At 59.9% G+C, this 17,222-nt stretch carries 17 protein-coding genes; 2 read left to right on the top strand and 15 right to left on the bottom strand.

What is annotated here, in order from left to right:
* Positions 1-113: 113 nt before the first annotated feature.
* The 15 genes from lpxD to rpoZ all read right to left on the bottom strand — a co-directional run bounded on the left by lpxD (position 114) and on the right by rpoZ (position 15,829).
* On the bottom strand, positions 114-1,172 hold the full coding sequence (gene lpxD, locus HKD24_RS00685) for a UDP-3-O-(3-hydroxymyristoyl)glucosamine N-acyltransferase (protein WP_194258566.1): 1,059 nt from the start codon (positions 1,170-1,172) through the stop codon (positions 114-116).
* An 11-nt stretch (positions 1,173-1,183) separates the two neighbouring features.
* Positions 1,184-2,086, bottom strand: coding sequence for an OmpH family outer membrane protein (locus tag HKD24_RS00680; RefSeq protein WP_194258565.1), 903 nt, complete (start codon positions 2,084-2,086; stop codon positions 1,184-1,186).
* A 57-nt stretch (positions 2,087-2,143) separates the two neighbouring features.
* Positions 2,144-4,588: an outer membrane protein assembly factor BamA gene (bamA, locus tag HKD24_RS00675; protein WP_194258564.1), complete on the bottom strand. Its 2,445-nt coding sequence runs from the start codon at positions 4,586-4,588 to the stop codon at positions 2,144-2,146.
* 171 nt (positions 4,589-4,759) lie between these two features.
* Positions 4,760-5,860, bottom strand: coding sequence for an RIP metalloprotease RseP (rseP, locus tag HKD24_RS00670; protein WP_194258563.1), 1,101 nt, complete (start codon positions 5,858-5,860; stop codon positions 4,760-4,762).
* Positions 5,853-7,070 (bottom strand): 1-deoxy-D-xylulose-5-phosphate reductoisomerase, encoded by a 1,218-nt coding sequence (gene dxr, locus HKD24_RS00665; RefSeq protein ID WP_194258562.1) that lies wholly within the window; start codon positions 7,068-7,070, stop codon positions 5,853-5,855. The genes rseP and dxr overlap by 8 nt, the downstream gene beginning before the upstream one ends.
* Complete coding sequence (locus HKD24_RS00660; protein ID WP_194258561.1) at positions 7,063-7,914, bottom strand: phosphatidate cytidylyltransferase; 852 nt, start codon at positions 7,912-7,914, stop codon at positions 7,063-7,065. The genes dxr and HKD24_RS00660 overlap by 8 nt, the downstream gene beginning before the upstream one ends.
* Positions 7,911-8,591, bottom strand: coding sequence for a polyprenyl diphosphate synthase (gene uppS, locus HKD24_RS00655; RefSeq protein WP_407646336.1), 681 nt, complete (start codon positions 8,589-8,591; stop codon positions 7,911-7,913). Before uppS ends, HKD24_RS00660 begins: the two co-directional genes overlap by 4 nt.
* A gap of 95 nt (positions 8,592-8,686) precedes the next feature.
* Positions 8,687-9,208 (bottom strand): ribosome recycling factor, encoded by a 522-nt coding sequence (gene frr / locus HKD24_RS00650; RefSeq protein WP_228124090.1) that lies wholly within the window; start codon positions 9,206-9,208, stop codon positions 8,687-8,689.
* A gap of 113 nt (positions 9,209-9,321) precedes the next feature.
* On the bottom strand, positions 9,322-10,062 hold the full coding sequence (pyrH, locus tag HKD24_RS00645; RefSeq protein WP_194258558.1) for a UMP kinase: 741 nt from the start codon (positions 10,060-10,062) through the stop codon (positions 9,322-9,324).
* A gap of 111 nt (positions 10,063-10,173) precedes the next feature.
* On the bottom strand, positions 10,174-11,061 hold the full coding sequence (gene era / locus HKD24_RS00640) for a GTPase Era (protein WP_194258557.1): 888 nt from the start codon (positions 11,059-11,061) through the stop codon (positions 10,174-10,176).
* Positions 11,062-11,086: 25 nt separating this feature from the next.
* Positions 11,087-11,821, bottom strand: coding sequence for a ribonuclease III (gene rnc / locus HKD24_RS00635; protein ID WP_194258556.1), 735 nt, complete (start codon positions 11,819-11,821; stop codon positions 11,087-11,089).
* On the bottom strand, positions 11,818-12,633 hold the full coding sequence (gene lepB, locus HKD24_RS00630) for a signal peptidase I (protein ID WP_228124071.1): 816 nt from the start codon (positions 12,631-12,633) through the stop codon (positions 11,818-11,820). Before lepB ends, rnc begins: the two co-directional genes overlap by 4 nt.
* Before the next feature lie 9 nt (positions 12,634-12,642).
* A complete protein-coding gene (gene acpS / locus HKD24_RS00625) occupies positions 12,643-13,095 on the bottom strand; it encodes a holo-ACP synthase (protein ID WP_194258555.1) in 453 nt (150 codons plus the stop codon).
* 4 nt (positions 13,096-13,099) lie between these two features.
* Positions 13,100-15,397, bottom strand: a complete 2,298-nt coding sequence (locus HKD24_RS00620; RefSeq protein WP_194258554.1) for a RelA/SpoT family protein — start codon at positions 15,395-15,397, stop codon at positions 13,100-13,102.
* A 36-nt stretch (positions 15,398-15,433) separates the two neighbouring features.
* Positions 15,434-15,829, bottom strand: coding sequence for a DNA-directed RNA polymerase subunit omega (gene rpoZ, locus HKD24_RS00615; RefSeq protein WP_024716831.1), 396 nt, complete (start codon positions 15,827-15,829; stop codon positions 15,434-15,436).
* Positions 15,830-16,029: 200 nt separating this feature from the next.
* Between rpoZ and HKD24_RS00610 the strand changes: the two genes are divergently transcribed.
* Both HKD24_RS00610 and HKD24_RS00605 read left to right on the top strand, forming a co-directional pair.
* The gene (locus HKD24_RS00610) at positions 16,030-16,638 is read left to right on the top strand and encodes a LabA-like NYN domain-containing protein (protein WP_194258553.1); all 609 of its coding nucleotides are present in this window, start codon (positions 16,030-16,032) and stop codon (positions 16,636-16,638) included.
* Positions 16,635-17,198, top strand: coding sequence for a uracil-DNA glycosylase family protein (locus HKD24_RS00605; protein WP_194258552.1), 564 nt, complete (start codon positions 16,635-16,637; stop codon positions 17,196-17,198). The genes HKD24_RS00610 and HKD24_RS00605 overlap by 4 nt, the downstream gene beginning before the upstream one ends.
* Positions 17,199-17,222 lie beyond the last annotated feature (24 nt).

Raw genomic sequence — 17,222 nt, 5'->3', positions numbered from 1 at the left:
GTTTCACCATGCCCTTCAAGCGGTGTTGTCTGTGTCAGTAGCTGCCTTGTGGCAGCGCGAATGGCTTCCCTTAGCAAACCTGGGGGGGAGTTACCATCCGCGCCGCAGAAGGGCTAGTCGCCGCTTTTGCGGGAAAGTTTACGCAGCGTAGCGACATTCCGGAAAAACTCGCGAAACGGCATCGCAGGGCTGCCGATGACATCGGCTCCGGCATCAACATCCGACATGACACCGCACTGTGCACCAATCCGGGCCTTCGAGCCGATCTTGATATGCCCGATCAGGCCGGCCTGTGCCGCGATGGTGACGAAATCACCCAGTTCCGTGGAGCCGGAAATCCCGGCCTGAGAGACGACAATGCAGCAGCGTCCCAGACGGGCATTGTGACCAATCTGCACGAGATTATCGATGCGGGTGCCAGCCCCGATCAGGGTGTCACGCATGGAACCCCGGTCGATGGTCGAATTGGCGCCGACTTCCACGCCATCTTCCAGCACGACCAGACCAAGCTGCGGGACAGTCTCGAACCCTTCGGGACCGACTGCAAAACCGAAGCCATCCTGGCCGATACGCACGCCGGGATAGAGCGTTACGCGATCGCCAATCCGGGCATGGGAAATGGCGGCGTGAGCACCGATGCGGCACCGGGTACCGATTTCAACGCTCTGGCCGATGCTGGCATGGCTTGCGACGATACTGTCACGACCAATACGGACACCGCTGCCGATAACGGCGAAAGGGCCAATTTCGACATTTTCGCCGATCTCGGCATCTTCTGCGATCCAGGCCGTCGGATGACGGACGCCAGTGGATGAGGGCGCCGGATGAAACAGCGTGGCGATGCGGGCCCAGGCGAGATAGGGCGCCTTGCAGACCAGCCCTGCCGTATCGGGCGGAAGTTTATCGGAAAAAGCCGGAGAAAGGATGACTGCCCCGGCTTTTGTTTCGGCCAGAAGCGGCAGATAGCGGCGGTTGTCGAGAAAGCTGATCTCGTCCGGGCCAGCGACATGCAAGGGCGCTACGCCACGGAACTCGGAGAGCCCCTTCCCCGATGCTGCCGGAACGATCGTGCTGCCCGACACCTCTGCCAGACGCTCCAGACCGAAGGGCCCGGAGCGCTGGAAGAAACGGCTGTCGCCCGGGCGGCTTTCCTTCGCTGAAATATCAGACACGACCTGTCGCCTCAGTGATGCTGGCGAAGAACGGACTCGTTCGGCGCGGCGGCCGGAGGTTCCTGCTGGGGCCCTTGGGCCTGTCGCTGTTCATCGGCTGTGGTGGGCATCTTGCCGGAACGGGCAAGCTGCTCGGGATCAACGCCATCATCGGGAATAAAGACATGCGGCAGCGTCTTGTTGAGCTGCGTGCCAACTTCCTCCGTGATGTCCTGACCTCCAACATGCAACACGACCTGCTCTGCATGCAGGATCAGGTTCATGTTGTGGGCAGCAGCGACCGCGGCGATGATGCCGTTGGGCTCTTCCAGTTCACGCTCGATCTGGTGCATAGCGACCTGGGCAGCTTCCTGGATGAGGCGGGCCTGATTGCCGAAATCATGCTGATCCTTGGCGCGGCGCTCCTGAAGATGACGCTCACGCAGCTGGATCTGATCCGATGTCAGGGTACGGGCCTGTGCCTGCAGTTTCTGCTGCTCGCCACGCCATGCGGCTTCCTCACGCTGGACAGCCTGAGCCAGACGGTCACGACGTGCACCCAGAACCTGCTGGATTTCCTGCCAGGCGCTGGAAATCTGCATGACGGCCTGAACATTGATCACGCCGATGACAGCTGCCGGCGGAGGCGAGGCCTTGGCAATGGTCGGCGGTGCCGGGATCGGAGGCAGCGGAAGAACCGGAGGCGCCTGCTGCTGCTCAACCGGAGCAGAGTCGTTTTCTTCCTCAGGAACCGAAACAGGAACACGGCGCTGCACGGGGCGGGGCGCCGGAGCATTGGGATGGGCGGCTTTGGGAACAAACCAGCCGCCATTGCCACCAGCAGCCTGGGCATGGGCGCCCGATGTGGAGACAAGAATCGTCGCAGCCAGAAGCGCGCCGGCCGAGACCGTGCGCATCAGGGAAGTAAGGGTCATGACCACCTCTTGGGAAGGGGTTGAAGAACAGGACGGCAAGGTCTCGAACAGTTCAGATCAGAACTGCTGGCCAAAACCGAAACGCAGCGGATACAGACGGTCACCATGTTCCTTGCGGATCGGCACGGCGCCATCGATGTTGACGAGACCGAACGGGCTCTTCCATGACACACCAAGACCACCCGAGACACGCGGGATCAGGTTATCGCCGGTAATCGGGGTGAAGTAGTAATTCGGCTGGCCGTAACGGGCGAAATCCCGGTAGTTATGCTTGACACGGATACCGGCAAGGCTACCGGCATCAATGAAGCCACGTCCCGAAATACCCAGATCATCACCCATAGGCAGCGGGAAGTTGAGCTGTGCAGACGCCGTATACATGAAACGGCCACCCAGAAGATCTTCCTGTCCCTGAGTTGGAACATACTGGCCGTTGATCTTGATGTGGCCCGACCGCGGACCGACACCACCCTGGAGGAAGCCACGCAGGTTTTCACCACCAAGATAGAAGTTATCGATGATGTTACGGTTACCGCTGGAGCTCCAGTCACCCATGTAACCGACGCCACCCTTGAACTGGAAAGTCCAGTCATGGTTGCCGGTCAGATCGTCAAGCGGAAGATAGTAGGCACCATCTGCTTTTACACGGCCGTATTTGGAGTTTCCGCCAATGCCGGCAAAGTCACCGGCGATCTTGAACATGTAACCGGTATGCGGGTTCATGCGGCGATCGCGGCGGTCATAGGTAATGGATGTACTGAGCTGGGACAGCAGCGACCAGCCGGCTGACTGCTGGACGTAGATCGACGGGACCCACTGGATCAGGCTGGGATCCTGCGCCACAGCGGCAGCGTCGTAGAAATTGCCGACCTGACGATCAACGAGGGTGTAGTTCCAGGACTGCGACAGGTATCGGTTATAGGCATAACCCAGTCGCAGACTCATGCCGTACTGAGATTCCTTATAGCTCTGATATGTCTGATAGTTGTTCTGGATGAAATAGAAGTCCGCGCCCGCCACAAGGTTACGGTTCAGGAAGTATGGATCGGTAATGGAGATATTGGCCTGCTTTTCATAGTAGGCGACCGTTCCGGAAATACCGGCATCCACACCCGTTCCGAGCAGGTTATGCTGCTTGATCGAGGCGTTGCCAAGGACGCCGACGTCCGTCGAGTAACCGCCCCCCAGGGAGAACTCACCGGTGGGCTTTTCGAGCACGTTCGCAGATACGTTCACACGATCAGGCGCAGAGCCCTGAGTCTGGTCGACGGAGACCGACTTGAAATACCCGAGATCCTGAAGACCAAGCTTGGAATACTTGCGGTCGAACGGGGTGTACGGGTCCCCTTCCGCCATCGGCAGGTTCCGGCGGATCACGTCATCATGGGTGATGGTGTTGCCATTAATGTCGATACGCTCGACATAGACATGCGGACCTTCGGTCACGTCGAACAGCAGGTTGACGAGATGCTTTTCAGGGTTCCGGGCAATTTCCGAACGCACCATGGCGAACGGATGCCCCGTGGCCTGCAGCCATTCCTGCATGTTCTTGGTGTTGTTCTGGATCGCGGTGCCATCATACCACTGATGCTTGAACAGCTCGATATGCGGACGGAGTATTTCCGGCGTCACGTGACGGACACTGGAGCGCACATCCATCTTGCCCAGACGATAGCGGTCACCCTCATGAAGCGTGAAAGTGATGTAGAAGGATTTGTGATCAGGTGCGAGTTCGCCTGTCGCATCGACCATATGGAAGTCGACGAAGCCGTTATGCAGGTAGAAACGACGCAGAAGCTCGGCGTCGTACTTCACGCGTTCCGGATTGTATTCATCCGAAGACGAGAAGAAACGGTACCAGATCGACTCCTTGGAGGAAATGACTTGCGCGAGGCGTGCTTCACTGAAAGCATGGTTACCGACGAAGACGATCTTCTTGATGAGCGTCTGCTGGGCTTCATTGATATTGAAGACCACGTCCACGCGGTTGTGGGACAGCTTGACGATCTGCGGGGTGACGGTCGCGCCGAAGCGGGCCTTTGCGGCGTACTGGTTCAGGATTTTCTGACGGTCGGCGGCGGTCGTCTGGGATGAGAACACGGCGCGGGGACGCAGACTGATTTCCTTGCGGAGATCCTCGTCCTTCAGCGCATGGTTCCCCTCGAACACGATACGGTTGACGATCGGGTTTTCGACTAGGTCCACGAGAAGCGTGTTGCCGTCACGATGCAGCGTCACGTCCTTGAAAAGGCCGGTGGCGTAAAGTGTCTTCAGCGAGCGGTCGAGATCGTCCTGATTGAACGTATCACCCGGCTGGGCGACCATGTAGGACAGCACCGTGCTCGTCTCGATGCGGGTGTTACCCTTTACCGAGATAGCCTGAATGATGTTTCCACCCGGAGCAGAGGCCCCTGTCGGCGCCTGATGACGAACGGAGCGCGCCTCGGCTACTCCGAGGGCCGTCGGCAGCAGACAGGCTGATGCAAGCAGCATCAAGCGCATGTTCGAAGACCGGGAACCTCTTGACCGTGATCCTGACAAACCGGCTTTCCTTGTAACATATTTTTTGCAGGCGACTGACACGTCATGCCATTGGCGGAGGTATCCGATAACCCCTGTCCCGCGCAAGATGCCCTGACGTGTTCAACTGTATCACAAGTCTTTTCAGAATATTTAGCTTACTGCGTGAAAGAGCCAGTGGAACAGTCCGATGTTGGTCAGATCATTGACCGTTGAGAAGAGGAAAAGCGCGCCGATCAGGGCCATTCCGACCTGCATGCTCACTTCCTGGACCCGCCGGGAGACCGGCCGCCCGCGGATCGCCTCGCAGACATAGAACACGAGACGGCCACCATCGAGCACGGGAATTGGGAAAAGATTGATCAGGCCAAGATTGATGGAAAGCAGCGCCATGAAGGAAATGATGCTCGCCAGACCATAGCTTGCGACCTGTCCGGAGAGCTGCGCGATGCGAATCGTACCCCCCAGTTCCTTCGCGCTTCGCTGACCGCTGATGATCTGCCAGACGCCTTCAAGCGTCATGACCGATTTGTCCCATGTTTCCTGCATTCCCATGATGAAAGCGGAGGGCAGTGAGACAGGTCGGCCACGGGAAATCGCGAAGGCAACGCCCAGACTTCCCATCTCGTGGCCATTGTTCTTCAGGGTATCCAGTGTCACAGGCAGGGTCAGATCCTCGGCGCCCCGATGGATACCAAGGGTCGTGTGCTGACCGGGATGGGCTGCAACGGTGGACATCACATCCTCGGCGCCAAGAATATGCGTGTTGCCGATGCTGGTAATGACATCGCCAGGCTTTACGCCTGCATGTTCCGCCGGGCTTCCGGCAGTGACCTGGGAAATGTCACCATGGATTTCAGGCTTGCCGACGACCGCGAACAGGACGGTGAAAGCCAGGATCGCGAAAATGAAATTGAAGACCGGTCCCATGACGATGACGAGTGCCCGCGAGCCAACCGGCTTGTCATGAAACGTCCGGCCCGGAATCCAGGCGGCCTTCTGTTCTTCGGTCGCATCTTCGGGGCCCTCAAAGCCATGCGGCTTGACGAACCCTCCAAGCGGGATGGCGCTGATCCGCCATTCGGTACCGGATTTGTCGTGCCAGCGATGGATGGCGGGACCAAAGCCGATAGAGAAGGTTTCAACCTTCACACCACGCCAGCGCGCAGCAAGATAATGCCCGAGTTCATGAATGAAAACGAGAATGCCCAGAATCAGGACGTAGGCCAGAATGGTACGTAAAAGGTCATGCATTCAGGGCGGTCTCGCTCACATCATTTCGCAAGTGACCGCTCGCCCGCAGGATATGTGCTTCCGCAAGAGCCCGGCCCTTCGCATCCCAATGTAGCACCTCATCGAGGGTGGTGAGCTCGGGATTTTCGTCCATGGCCTGAAGGGCTGCGTCGATGGTCTCGCCAATACCGAGGAAACCGATGCGACGGTTCAGGAAGGCATCCACCGCGACTTCGTTTGCAGCCGAGAAGACAGCCGGTGCAGCGCCCCCTGCCCTGAGCACCTGACGCGCAAGACGCAGAGGGGCAAAGCGGACTTCATCAGGCGCCTCGAACTCCAGACGGCCATAAGCGGCCAGATCGAGACGGTCGCAGGGCGTGGCCATGCGCTTTGGCCAGGCAAGGGTGTGAGCGATGGGAATACGCATATCGGCCGAGCCCATCTGGGAGACAAGGCTGCCATCGCGAAACTGGACCAGACCATGCACGACGGACTGCGGATGAACCAGAACGTCGATCCGGCCCTCGGTCAGACCGAAAAGACGGGCTGCTTCGATGACTTCCAGCCCCTTGTTCGCCATGGAGGCGGAGTCGATCGTGATCTTGGCACCCATCGACCAGGTCGGATGCTTCAGAGCCTTCTCAGGCGTGGCGGCGCGCATTTCCTCGATGGAGGATTTGCGGAACGGACCGCCTGAAGCCGTTAGGATGATCTTCTCGACGCTGTCCATGTCACAGCCACCAAGGGACTGCGCAATGGCGTTGTGTTCCGAATCGACCGGCAGAAGCGTGGCACCCGCTTCGGCAACAGCGCGGAGCATAACGTCACCAGCGCAGACAAGGGCTTCCTTGTTGGCGAGGGCCACAGCATGACCATTGCGGGCGGCAGCAAGCGTTGGCTCCAGACCTGCGGCACCAGTAATGGCCGCCATGGTCCAGTCGGCTTCCATGGCGCCGGCCTCGATGACGGCCTGACGACCGGCGGCGGTCCGGATACCCGTGCCGGCGAGGCAGGATTTCAGCTCTTCATGGCGGCGTTCATCATGAATGACGGCGACTTCGGCATTCAGACGCTTGGCCTGTTCGGCGAGCAGCGCAGCGTTACAGCCACCAACCAGCGCGCGCACTTCGATCTGGTCCGGAATACGGGCGAGCAGATCGACCGTGGACGTTCCAATGCTGCCGGTGCTGCCGAGCACCGTGATGCGACGACGTGCAGAACCGTCAGTCATGAGAAATGCTCCCCTGAGAAATGGATGGATGTGCAGAGCCGCCAGTCAGATCTGCAGGAAGAATGGACCAGAAGGGTTGTGCCGCCACCAGAAGCGACAGCAGGGCTGCGGCAGGAGCCGCGGCGAGAAGGCCATCGAACCGGTCCAGAAGGCCGCCATGCCCGGGAATGAGGCGGCCGGAGTCCTTGACGCCAAGGCGCCGCTTGGCGGCACTTTCCAGTAGGTCGCCGCTTTGGGAAAAAATACCAAGGACAGCACCGCAGATCAGGCCGCCCCACTGGGTCCCGGATGCAGTCAACCAGGCGACCAGTCCACCAGCAATAGCTGCACCAAGAAGGCCGCCGATCGCACCGGAACGGGTTTTTCCGGGAGAAATGGAAGGAGCCAGTTTGGGCCCGCCGAAAATGCGTCCCGTCAGATAGGCAAAGCTGTCACTCGCGATGACGACAGACAGGACGAAAAGAACAGAGGCCATTCCGAAGGGCAGGTGACGCAGCCACAGGAGCGACAGGCCACCGATTATGGCGATAACGACAGGAACACTGGCCGGGAAGCCGAAGATCAGTGTGGGCCAGATCATCCAGAATGCAGCGCTCCACTCCCCTTTCAGGGCAGCCAGACCGGCGATGACAGGCCAGGCCAGCAGAAGGATGCCACGCCATGTTTTCAGCGGCTGGCGGATAAGGGTTTCACCCTCCCAGACCAGACCAAACATCGCCAGCAGGATCAGGCCATCATAGACCGGGCCGCCTTTCCAGATGCAGAAGGCTGCGACCGGGATCAGCACCGCGGCGGAGAGCAGGCGCAGACGCAGGTCCGACCATCTGGCGGAGGCGGCGCTCATGCCGGACGTCCGCCAAAACGGCGCTGACGGCTTGCAAAGCGCGCAAGGGCGTCAAGAAACTCGGCTTCACCAAAATCGGGCCAGAGCACGTCCATAAAGACCAGTTCGGCATAGGCGCTCTGCCAGAGCAGGAAATTGGAAAGACGGCACTCGCCGCTGGTGCGGATGACAAGATCCGGATCGGGCATGTCACCGGTCTGGAGAGCGTCGTCGAGCATGGTCTCACTGATGCTGTCGGCCGTGATCTTTCCGGCAACAGCGTCTTCAGCCAGACGGCGGGCGGCCTGAACGATGTCCGCTCGCCCGCCATAGGACAGGGCAAGCGTCAGCGTCAGAGTCGTGTTGTGCAGGGTCAGGGCTTCGGCGCGGCGCAGTTCCTCGCGTAGGGAGCTTTCAAACCGCTCCGGCTCACCGATGATCCGCAGCCGCACGCCCTGGGCATGCAGTTCGTTGATCTTGTGCCGCAGATAGAACCGCAGCAGGGATGTGAGATCCCCGACTTCCTCGGCCGAGCGACGCCAGTTTTCCGATGAGAACGCATAGAGCGTCAGGTAACGCACACCCTGACGGATGGCCGTACGGACACATTGCTGTACGGATTCCGCGCCCTGGCGGTGACCAGCGGCCACGGGAAGCTTGCGCGCACGCGCCCAGCGGCCGTTCCCGTCCATGATCATGGCGACATGGACGGGGACGACGTTCACACCGCCTCCTGCCGGAGAAGAGACAATGCGGTCGTGACGAGGAAGAGAGCCTGCAGACAAATGCGCAATCAGACCTGTTTGATCTCGCGTTCTTTGTCCGCGAAAATATCGTCCACTTTCTTGATGTACTGGTCCGTCAGCTTCTGGATGGCATCGGTCCAGGTCTTCATGTCGTCCTGACTGATCTCGCTCTTCTTTTCCAGTGCCTTGGTCTGCTCCATCCCGTCACGACGCACGCCGCGCACGGAGATCTTGCCGTTTTCGGCATAACGGCTGGCGGCACGGGCCAGTTCGTTGCGGCGCTCTTCGGTCAGGGCCGGAATGGGAACGCGAACCGTCTGACCGTCCGTAGCCGGGTTGAGGCCGAGGCCGCTGTCACGGATGGCACGCTCGACGGCGCCCACAACCGTACGGTCCCAGACGGAGACGGTCAGCATGCGGGCTTCGGGAACGGCAATGGAACCGACCTGCGAAAGCGGGACTTCGGAGCCATAGGCTTCGACGCGCACCGGCTCCAGCAGGTTCGGGCTGGCACGGCCCGAACGCAGACCGGAGAGGTCCCGGCGCAGACTTTCGATTGCGCCGTCCATGCGGCGGGTCAGATCGGCGAGAAGGTCATTCAGGTCAGCAGGCACGGGCTGTTCCTTTCAGTTCGACGTTGGTCTCAGGACATATCCTGAAAATTTCGTTGAAAATACGGAGCTCAGTCCGCTTCGATGATCTTGGTAAAGAGCCCTTCGCCACGCAGCACGGCACTGAAGGAGCCGGGAGCATGCATGTTGAAGACCACGATGGGCAATCTGTTTTCGCGCGCAAGGCTGATTGCGGCGGCATCCATGACGTTTAGGTCACGGGCCAGGACCTCGAGATAGGTCAGTTGGTCATAGCGCTGGGCGTCCGGGTTGCGGCGCGGATCGGCGGAATAGACGCCGTCCACCTGTGTGCCCTTGAAGAGCGCATCGCATTCCATCTCGTTGGCGCGGAGGGCGGCGGCAGTGTCCGTCGTGAAGAACGGATTGCCGGTGCCGGCTGCGAAAATGACGACGCGGCCCTTTTCCATATGGCGTACGGCGCGGCGGCGGATATAGGGCTCGGCAATGGCGGCCATCTGGATTGCCGTCATAACGCGCGTTTCCATGCCGCGACGCTCAAGCGCGTTCTGCAGCATCAGTGCGTTAATGACGGTTGCCAGCATGCCGGCATAATCGCCCTGCGCGCGGTCCATACCCTTGGCTGCGGCTGCGAGGCCGCGGAAAATGTTGCCACCACCGACGACGAGGCAGACTTCCACTCCGGAAGCCACCACTTCGGCGATGTCGGCGGCAACCATGTCCACCATTACGGGGTCTACCCCTGACGGTCCGTCGCCCATAAGTGCCTCACCGGACACCTTGAGCAGGACGCGTTTGTAGGAGGGGCTCTGTTCTCGATTTTCGGTCATCATGCCCGTCTCTGGCTGGATGTGTCTTGACGTGCGCCTGTCATACAGACGTGGCGGGATTGGAACAAGCGATGTCAGGATGCCGGATTTCGAACGCTCCGGCACCTGTCTTTTTCAGTCATCGAGGCCAATGGCGCGCAGACGGGCCTTTTCCTCGTCCCAGCCCGCGCGTTCCTTGACGTTCAGGAACAGATGGCACTTGCGGTCCAGAAGCTCCTGAAGCTCCATCCGCGCCCGGGCGCCGAGGGACTTGATCTTGTGGCCGCCCTCGCCGATCAGGATCGCCTTGTGGCCGGGACGGGAGACATAGATCGTCACCTCGATCCGTACCGAACCATCCGGACGCTCCTGGAAGCTCTCGGTCTCGACCGTAGCCTGATAGGGGATTTCCTCATGCGTCTGCATGAAGATCTGCTCGCGAACCAGCTCGGCGGCAAGCAGACGGTCCGGCAGGTCCGTCAGGTCGTCTTCAGGATAAAGGAACGGGCCTTCGGGCAGTTCGGTCGCCAGACGCGCCATCAGGTCACTGACACCCTCGCCCGAACGCGCGCTCAGCATGAAGACGTGCTCGACCTTAATGAGGCCGCTGATTTCCTGCGTCAGGGGCAGCAGTTCACCACGCTCCACCAGATCCGTCTTGTTCAGCACAAGCCAGATGCGGCCCTTGCTTTCAGACAGCTTGGCGATGATCTCGCGGACATCTTCTCGCAGGCCGGATTTTGCATCCACCAGCAGCAGGGTTAGATCCGCATCCTGCGAACCCGACCAGGCCGCGTTGACCATGGCCCGGTCGAGGCGGCGGCGCGGCTTGAAGATACCCGGCAGGTCCACGAGGATGATCTGGGCATTGTCCTGCATGACGATGCCGAGCGTCCTGAAGCGGGTCGTCTGGGCCTTGGGGCTGACGATGGACAGCTTGGCTCCGGCAATCCGGTTGAGCAGGGTGGACTTCCCCGCATTCGGGGCGCCGACGAGAGCCACGAAACCGCAGCGCGTGGTCATGTTCTGATCCTTTGTTGATGACATCTCAGGATGCCACATTCTGACCGAGGAGTTTCAATAGCGCAGTCGCCGCAGCACTTTCCGCCAGTCTTTTGCTGCCGGCTTCTCCCGTTCCCGTATGCCCCATTGTCGTGACGCTGACACGGAATACCGGCGCATGGGATGGGCCTTCCGAGGACAGGAGTTCATAGTTCGGAAGCGGCAGGCCCTGTGAGAGCATATATTCCTGCAAAAGGGTCTTGGGCTCCTTGTGAGGTCGGTCGGCGCTGTCGATGCGGGACTGCCAGTACTGGCGCACCACTCGGCGGGCCGGCTCCAGACCGCCATCCAGATAGAGCGCGCCAAGAAGGGCTTCCATCGCATCCGCACGGATGCTGGACAGGCGCCGGATGCCGGCATCTTCTTCATGCGGGGAAATCTGGAGCGAGGCCGAAAGACCGACCTGATCGGCGATTTCAGCCAGCACGGTGCGCGATACCAGATGAGCGTGACGGGGACCGAGGGCGCCTTCCTGTTCGTCGGGATAGCGTTCCAGCAGCCATTCGGCCATCAGCAGACCGAGAACCCGATCCCCGATGAATTCGAGGCGCTCATTTGAGCCGCTGCCCTTGGGCCGCTGGTTCCGACGCGAGCGACGCGGATCACGCCCGGAAACGGCGGAACGATGCGTGAGGGCTTCATTCAGCAGTTCGGGTTTTGAGAACTTATGCCCAAGCGCCGTTTGCATGGAGACGAGGGCTTCGGAAGAAGTGAGTTTCATGTGACAGAGTGCAGAAAACGGTTCCAGCGGATCTCGGTCGGCCAGTACCAGAACTGCCAGGCCGGATGCCGCATATCCATGGAAAACAGGACGATAGGCGCGCGACCGACGAGATTTTGCATGGGGACAAAACCCAGATCCTCCGGACCATCGCCCTGGAAACGACTGTCGGCACTGTCGTCACGGTCATCGCCCATGGCGAAGAACGATCCCTCCGGCACGACATATTCAGGCGTGTCGTTGGCAAAGCCCTCATCCGTCAGTTTGAGGATGTCGTGCTCGACGGTCGGACGTCCGGCGCTTCCGGGAAGGCTTTCGCGGTAGCGGTCGCCGCTGAGAAGCCGGTTGTTCTCGTCCAGAACTTCGTAGTGACCCAGTGACGTACGGGGGACTTCGATACCGTTGAGGATCAGCTTGCCGCCCGTAACCTGAATATGGTCGCCGGGCAGGCCGATGATACGCTTGATGTAATCCACGGACGTATCACGCGTAAAACGGAAGACCGCAACATCGCCGCGATGAGGCTCGGAACCCAGAATCCGGCCGCTGAAGACGTTTGGGGAGAACGGAAACGAGAAGCGCGAGTACCCGTAGCTGAACTTCGAAACCAGTACGAAATCGCCAATCTGAAGCGTTGGGATCATCGAGCCGGACGGGATGTTGAAAGGCTCCACCACAAGCGACCGCACGGCGAAGACAGCCAGAAGCAGCACGCAGAAATAGCGGATGCTCTCGCCCAGCGTCTCTTCGCGGCGTGCGGGCTTGTCGCCAGCGCTTTCTGAACCCTGCACGGGCCTGTTCTCCTTGGTCATGAGACGCTCTTAACGCAGCTTGACGGCATTGGCGAGCGCTTCAATCGGCGCAGCCGATCCCGGAGGAACGGATTGGATGATGACCTGCGCAAGTGCGAAGGGAGGATCATCGGTCAGACTGACAAGAAGCTGTGCGCCCTGTCCTGCTGGCGTCAGTCGCTGAAGGGCTTCCTGCGCGCCTCCCGAAAGACGCAGTTCCGGGGCGCCGCTCGGGCCATTGCAGATCCCGATGTCCTGAAGCTGAACGCCGTCCGCAAAACCGGTTCCCAGCGCTTTTGCACAGGCTTCTTTCGCAGCCCAGCGCTTGGCATAGCTGCCCATCCGCGCAGCGCCCGAAAGACGATCAGCGTGGGTTCGCTCGGCTTCAGTGAAAACACGTTTGAGAAAGCGGTCACCAAAACGTTCAACGCTCTGTTCAATACGCGAGATCATGCACAGGTCCGTTCCCATGCCGAGGATCACGTGTTCATCCCTTGGCGCGCTCGACCTGCATGACACCCACGGCCGTGCGGAACGCTGCGATCAGAGACGACAGATGACGCAGGTCCTTCACTTCAAGATCCACGAGGATTTCCATGAAATCGAGCTGGCGGTTCACGATCTTGAGGTTGATGACGCTGCCATTATGCTTGGCCGCAACATTGGTCAGCGTCGCAAGAACTTCAGGCTCGTTGGCAGCCACGACAGACAGGCGGGCTGTATAGGGTTCTGCACCCTGACGGCGGCCAAGGGCTTCGTAATCCCAGTCCACTTCCAGAAAGCGTTCGGGCGTATCGGCAAAGCTGGACAGGTTCTGGCAGCCACGACGATGGATGGTCACGCCCTTGCCCTGTGCAATGATCCCGACGATCGGATCACCCGGCAGTGGACGGCAGCATCCCGCAAAGCTGACAGCGATACCCGAACCGATTCCCTTGATCGTACTTCCCGAATGGGCCGCCGTATTCTTGGAACCGGCATGCCCTGCGCCGAGCATAAGGGACTGGCCGAAACGCGGGGACAGGCCCGGCACCATTCTCGGCGCACGCACGCTCTGACGCAGTTCCGGATAGGCCGTATTGACCACATCCTTGGGGCCGAGCTGACCATTTCCAACTGAGACGTACAGGTCTTCCACCGACGCCTGACGCAGTTCCTTGAGGATGCCGTCGAGAACTTTTTCAGAGCCGTCCACGCCTTCCTGACGAAACGCCTTGGCAATGGCAGCGCGGCCATTATCCAGATGGACCTGACGCTGCTGCTGCGCCACGAAGCGCCGGATACGGGCACGCGCCTTGCCGGTTGCGACGAACCGCTCCCAGGACGGGGATGGCGTGCCGCCACGGGCCGTCATGATCTCGACCTGATCGCCGTTCTGTAGCTCGTGCCGCAGAGGCATCAGACGACCGTTGACCTTTGCACCCACGCAGGTATCGCCGACCTGACTGTGCACGGCATAAGCAAAGTCAACGGGCGTTGCGCCACGCGGCAGGGAAATCAGCTGCCCCTTGGGGGTGAAGCAGAAAACCTGGTCCTGATAGAGTTCAAGCTTGGTGTTTTCGAGGAATTCGTCAGGCGCCTGACTATCCTCGAGGATTTCCAGCAGATCCTGCACCCAACGCAGCTTGCGGGTCGGTGCGCCAAAGGCCGAAGACAGGGCCGCGGCTTCGCGCTCGCTCGGGGTCGCATGTTCCTTATAAGCCCAGTGCGACGCCACACCGTTTTCAGCCAGATCGTGCATTTCGGCGGTCCGAATCTGGACCTCGATCTTCTGGTTGCGCGGATGACGCAGAGTCACGCCGGTATGAAGGCTCTGGTATCCGTTGGCCTTGGGCGTGGAAATGTAATCCTTGAAGCGCCCGGCGATCATGGGATAGGCGCCGTGGATCGCGCCCAGCGCCATGTAACAGGCGTCGCGTGTGGGAACGAGCAGACGAAACGCCATGATGTCCGAGAGCTGCTCGAACGCCACGTTCCGGCGCTGCATTTTTTCCCAGATCGAATAGGGCGATTTTTCGCGCCCTGTTACTTCGACCTTGTCGATCCCGCTTTCGGCGCACAGGGCCATCAGTTCCTGACGGACCTGCTCGATGACATCTGCCCCCTGCCCCCGCAGGAAGTTCAGACGGGCACGGATCGTCGCGTCGGCTTCGGGTTCAAGCTGGGCGAAGGAAAGGTTCTGAAGCTCCGTCTTGACGCGATCCATACCGATGCGCTCGGCCAGAGGCGCATAGATATCCATGGTCTCGCGCGCGATACGCTGCCGGCGATCCATGCGCTGCACGTAATGCAGCGTGCGCATGTTGTGCAGACGGTCGGCCAGTTTGACGATCAGGACACGGATATCCCGCGACATGGCGAGAACGAGCTTGCGGAAGTTCTCGGCCTGCTTGGTACGGTCGGACTGGAGCTCAAGACGTGTAAGTTTGGTTACACCATCAACAAGCGCTGCAACATCTTCGCCAAAACGGGCTTTCAAGGAGTCACAGGAGACGCCGGTATCTTCAACAGTATCGTGAAGCAGACCCACCATGATGGACGTCGCGTCCATGCGGAAACCGGCAAGGATATTGGCGACAGCGATGGGATGGGTGATGTAGGCGTCGCCATTGTCGCGACGCTGCTCATTGTGAGCATTGGCCGCAACATCATAGGCGGCTTCGATCCGGGACAGATCGGCTGACGGATCGTAGCTTTCAATCCGTCTGAGCAGTCCGGCAATGGACGGTTTGAAATCGCCGGATGCCACGGGCGAGAGCGCATTTGGAGGAGATGCATCAGGCATGAAGCATGTCCTCCTTTCAATGAACCCTGGCAGAAATCAGCGGCGACCCCGGCCACCCAGTTCGGCTTCGATGGCTGCCGCTTCGTCAGCGGACATGTTCTCGGCCATATGGGCGTGTTCTTCTTCGGTGGAGACATCCTGCAGACCGAAAATATTCTGGTCCGTCGGGATAAGATCCAGCACTTCTTCGTCAACAGGCTCCGGCTCCGGCGCACGGGCCAGGGAACGGATGATACCTTCGCGAAGAACGGGCAGGCTTACCTTGTCTTCGGCGATTTCGCGCAGGGCAACGACCGTGTTCTTGTCGTTTTCACGATCCAGACGGATTTCCTCACCGCGCGACAGGCCGCGTGCACGCTGGGCAGCGAGCAGAACCAGTTCAAAACGGTTAGGAACCTTCTCGATGCAATCTTCGACGGTTACGCGCGCCATGCGACAGGCCCCCTTCGGGTAAGACTAAGGAATAAAATAAGAGAGAATGCTGGCAATAACATGCGGTTCATGCGATTGCAATCCGCACCTGCCTCACCTCCGGAATTGAACCTGAGTGTATCCAAGCTCGTTCGCAGCTGGAAGGCAGCTTTTGCCCCTGTCGCACAGGGGAAAACATTTTACATACCAGGATTACCATTATGCTTCTGCGCCAGAACGAACGCACAGCCCTTTTCATCGACGGCGCCAGCCTCCACCACGCAGCCCGCAACCTGGGTTTCGAAGTCGATTTCCGCAGCCTGCGCAAACTGTTTGAATCCGAATGTCTTTTCCAGCGTGCCTTTTATTACGCTGCCATGCCCGAGACGGACGATTATTCCCCGCTCCGTCCCCTGACCGACTGGCTGGCCTATAACGGCTATCATCTCGTGCTGAAAAATGCGCGGGAGTTTACGGATCATTCAGGAAGACGGCGTATCAAGGGGAACATGGATGTCGAACTGACAGTGGATCTTCTGGAGCAGGCCGGCCGCCTCGATCACGCCGTGATCGTGAGTGGTGACTCTGACCTGCGGCGCGCCGTGGAAGCGGTGCAGGCGCGCGGGGTCCGGGTTACGGTCATTTCCTCGATGCGCTCGACGCCCCCGATGATCGGGGACGACCTGCGACGTCAGGCAGACCAGTTCGTTGAACTGGCAGATATTGCACCGTCGTTCACACGCCGTCAGGCAGAGCCGCGCAATTCCCCGCGGCAGGGGCCCGTTCGTCATCCGGCCGATATCAACAGTGACGAGACCAGCGATTCATGACACCTCGGGCTTCTACCGGAACGATCACCGCCCCGCCTCCACCTCCTGCCGCGTCGGAAGGTGTACGGCCGGGCATCGGGCCACTATCGGCAGAACTGCTGATCGTCTGTCTTGATCCGGAAGAAGCCACGAGCACCCTGGGGTCCTTCCTTAAAGCCAACCAGATCGTTTTCGATGCTGCGAACGCCGGGCCGGACTCCATCATAGGGCGAATTACGACCGTCATGCAGCCGCTTTCTCCCCAGCCTTTAGCTCTGCCTTCCGAGCTGGAAACTTGCAGCACCGCGCTCTGTAAGGAGCTGCAGAACATGCACAGACTCAAACTGGTCCTGACGCTCGGGATCAGCGCCCATATTGCCGTTCTGGGTGCTTGCGGAATTCCGCTTTCGCGACTTGATTTCCGGCCCGGCGAAATTACCCACCTGCCCGATGGGCTGCTTCTGGCAGATGGGTGTCATTTCCCAACAAAGCCGTTCCCGTCCGACATGCTGGCCCAGCGTCGTTCGGCGCTGACGGAACTGTCCCCCAAGATCCGCGCAGCATTACGTCCAACAACCTGAACCTTTCTGCTGAAAAACTGTTGT

The organism is Gluconobacter vitians (assembly GCF_015244565.1).
GTDB lineage: Bacteria > Pseudomonadota > Alphaproteobacteria > Acetobacterales > Acetobacteraceae > Gluconobacter > Gluconobacter vitians.
This window is presented reverse-complemented; position numbering and strand designations above follow the sequence as displayed.